Below are 3694 nucleotides of genomic sequence, written 5' to 3' on the forward strand. Positions count from 1 at the left end.
GGCATCTTCACGCTTATCTTTTGTTTTAAGTACTTCTTTCATACTTACATTAAAAGGATCATCATTCATATCGCCCATCGTAAAAATCTTAGCTTTCTTATCAATGTCTTGTAAAGAATCAATAATGCGCTTATTCAACTCGGCAGCTTTTACACGTTTTGGTCTACTTCTGGCTTCTCCACCTCTTCGTGATGGCCAGTGATTTACAATAATATGTACTTCATCACCATCCAATACACCAGAGACCAACAATTGGTCTCTCGTATAAATACGTTTGTCGCCATCATAAATATACAGCGGATGTTTTGAGAAACTGTGCGGCTGAAAAACACCTTGCTTATAAATCAATCCAACATCAATACCTCTTTTATCAGGCGAATCGAAATGGATAATACCATAATCAGAATCTTTCAACTTTGGATGCTTTACCAAATCTTCCAAAACTTTCTTATTTTCAATTTCGGCTACACCTAAAATTGCAGGTGTTGTTTTGGAAACATCGTACCCAATATCCGAAATTACACGGGCAAGTTTTGATATTTTATCTTCATAAATTTTTGAACGATCACCTTGAATTTCCATAATTGGACTTTTCTCGTCATCTTTCAGTGGGTCATTAACGGTGTCAAACAGGTTTTCAACGTTATAAAAAGCTATTGTTTGCACTTTATACTGCTTTTTTTTCTGTGCCCATGCCTGGGTAAAAACTACTAAAAAAGCTAGTGATACTAGGGATCTAAGGTTTTTCATTTATTGAATGTTACGTTATCTAAAACAATCTATACAAAAGATAGACCAAAAGTAGTTATTAATTATAAATAATGTACATTTGCGCGTCGTTATTAAAGATTTTTTAAACTCGAATAATAATTAATTGCAAATTACAGTATGAAAAAACTTATTTTTTTATTTGGATTGCTATCAGTTTGGTTTGTCAGCGGACAAAATTCAATTACGGGAATCGTTCTTGATGCCAACACAGATGACGCAATTCAAAATGTTTTGGTCTCGGTTGCAGGTAACAACAAAAAAGAAGTTGTTACAGATGCATCTGGAGCTTTTAAGTTAACAAATGTTGCGGCAGGTGAAGTGGATATCGTATTTACGAAAGACGGATATTCAATATTAAGAATGCCTGTAACAGTTACTGACGGTCAAGCAATTGACTTAGGTACAATTTTGTTAAAAAAATTCATCCAAGAAGATGTTACCCTTTTAACATTAACAGATGATGAATTGAATGATGATTCAACGGCAGCAGACAATATCTCAGGATTATTACAATCTTCAAGAGATATATACTTACGAACTGCGGCTTTTGAATTCGGAGCAACTTTCTTCAGAGTAAGAGGTTTAGACTCTGAAAATGGAACAGTACTTATTAATGGTATTAAAATGAACAAACAGTTCAACGGAAGACCACAATGGAGTAACTGGGGAGGATTGAATGACGTTGTAAGAAATCAAGAACTTACAAATGGTTTAAGTGCTTCAGATTATACATTTGGAGGTATTTTAGGAACAACAAACATCAGTACTAGAGCTTCTCAATACAGAGAAGGTGGTAGAGTAACGTATTCGTCATCAGACAGAAGTTACACTAACAGACTTATAGCAACCTATTCTTCTGGTTTACTAGAAAACGGATGGGCGTATACAGTTTCAGCAGGAAGAAGATGGGGAGATGAAGGTTTTAACGACGCTACTTTCTATGACGCAAATTCTTTATTCGTTTCCGTTGAAAAACAATTAAACGATAAGCATAGTATTAACTTTACAGGAATATACGCACCAAACAGAAGAGGTTTATCTTCTGCAAATACACAAGAAGTATACGACCTAAAAGGAATTCGTTACAACGATTTTTGGGGATACCAAGATGGAGAAAAACGTAACTCAAGAGTACGTAGAGTTGTAGAGCCAATCTTAATGTTAAATCATTATTGGGATATTGCCGAAAGTACAACCTTAACTACAAATATAGCATACCAATTTGGTGAGCAAGGAAGAAGTCGTTTAGACTTTGGAGGTACAGATTTAGACGTGAGTGGTTTTCCAATTGGAGGATCGCCAAATCCAAGTCCTACATACTACCAAAAATTACCAAGTTTTTTTGAAAGAAACTCTCCTGACAATCCAGCATTAGCTGCCGGAGCGCGTGAAGACTTTATCAATAACGGTCAACTTGATTGGCAAGCTTTATACACTGCCAACCAAAACAACTTAGTTGCTGGTGGAAATGCAGTCAATATTGTATACGAAGATAGAGCTGACGACAGACAGTTTACAGCAAATACAATTTTAAATACAGCCATTAACGATAACATCACATTAAACGCAAGTGCAAACTTTACGTCTTTAGTTTCTGAAAACTTTGCTGAATTAACAGATTTATTAGGCGCTCGTGCATACTTAGATGTTGATGCTTTTGCAAGTGACTTAATATTAGAGCCAGATGCTGTACAAAATGACTTAAACAATCCTAATAGATTAGTAACCGAAGGAGATCGTTTCCGTTACAACTTCGAAATAAGATCAAACACCATTGGTGGTTTTGCACAAGCACAATTCAAATACAAAAAAGTAGATTTCTTTGTAGCAGGTAGTATTGAAAATACAACGTACCAACGTGAAGGATTGTACAGAAACGGTGGTTTTGCTGATACTTCATTCGGAAAAGGAGAAAAATTATCTTTTACTGGTTTAGGAGCAAAAGCAGGATTGACTTATAAATTAACAGGTCGTCACTTATTTGATCTAAATGCAGGATATGTAACAAGAGCACCATCTATTCGTAATACATTCTCTAACTCAAGAGAAAACAACAATGTTGTACCAGGTATTACAGAAGAAAAAATTACATCAATTGATGCAAGTTATATCTTTAGATCTCCAATAGTAAAAGCTAGATTAACGGGTTATTACACTAAAATGCAAGATGCAAATGAAATTTCTTTCTTTTTCGCTGATGGAATTGGAGGAGACAATCAAGCATTTGTTCAAGAAATTTTACAAGGTGTAGACAAAAGACACATTGGTGGTGAATTAGGTATTGAAGCACAAGTAACTTCAACAATCAAATTAAAAGGTGTTGCCTCTTTAGGTCAATATACGTACGATAACAATCCAAACTTATTTGTAACTTCTGAAGATAACATTCAAACAAGAGCTGCAGGATTTGTTGATGGAAAATTAGATTTCGGTGAAGCTGCGTTAGAAAACTATAGAATTGCTGGAGGACCACAAAGAGCTTTCTCTGTAGGGTTTGAATATAGAGATCCAGATTACTGGTGGTTTGGAGCTACAAGTAACTTCTTCTCAAACGCATACATCGACGTAAGTCCATTACAAAGAAGTAGTAACTTCTACACAGATTTTGATGGACAAGTATTTAATGATTACGATCCAGAATTGGCACGTGAATTATTAAGACAAGAACAATTTGATGATTATATGTTAGTAAACTTAGTTGGTGGAAAATCATGGAAACTAGGTGACTATTACGTAGGTTTCTTTGCAAGTATCAATAACTTATTTGACAAAGAATACAGAACTGGAGGTTTTGAGCAAGGAAGAAATGCAAACTTCAGAGAATTAAGAGACGACTCTGCACTTGAAACAAGAGTATTTGGTAACAGGTACTGGTATGGTAGAGGAAGAACGTATTTCTTAAACTTATATTTTAGATTCTAAA

The 3694-nt window shown here is 34.9% G+C and carries 2 protein-coding genes; one reads left to right on the forward strand and one right to left on the reverse strand.

Annotated features, from left to right (window positions below; genetic code table 11):
* Positions 1–750 (reverse strand): endonuclease/exonuclease/phosphatase family protein (locus AB8B65_RS04165; RefSeq protein WP_405299597.1); only part of this gene is annotated, 750 nt, incomplete at its 3' end.
* Positions 751–888: 138 nt separating this feature from the next.
* On the opposite strand from AB8B65_RS04165, the gene AB8B65_RS04170 reads away from it, so the two are divergent.
* Positions 889–3693: a carboxypeptidase regulatory-like domain-containing protein gene (locus AB8B65_RS04170; protein WP_405299598.1), complete on the forward strand. Its 2805-nt coding sequence runs from the start codon at positions 889–891 to the stop codon at positions 3691–3693.
* Position 3694 lies beyond the last annotated feature (1 nt).

Source organism: Kordia sp. (assembly GCF_045105435.1).
In the GTDB taxonomy this organism is placed as follows: domain Bacteria; phylum Bacteroidota; class Bacteroidia; order Flavobacteriales; family Flavobacteriaceae; genus Kordia.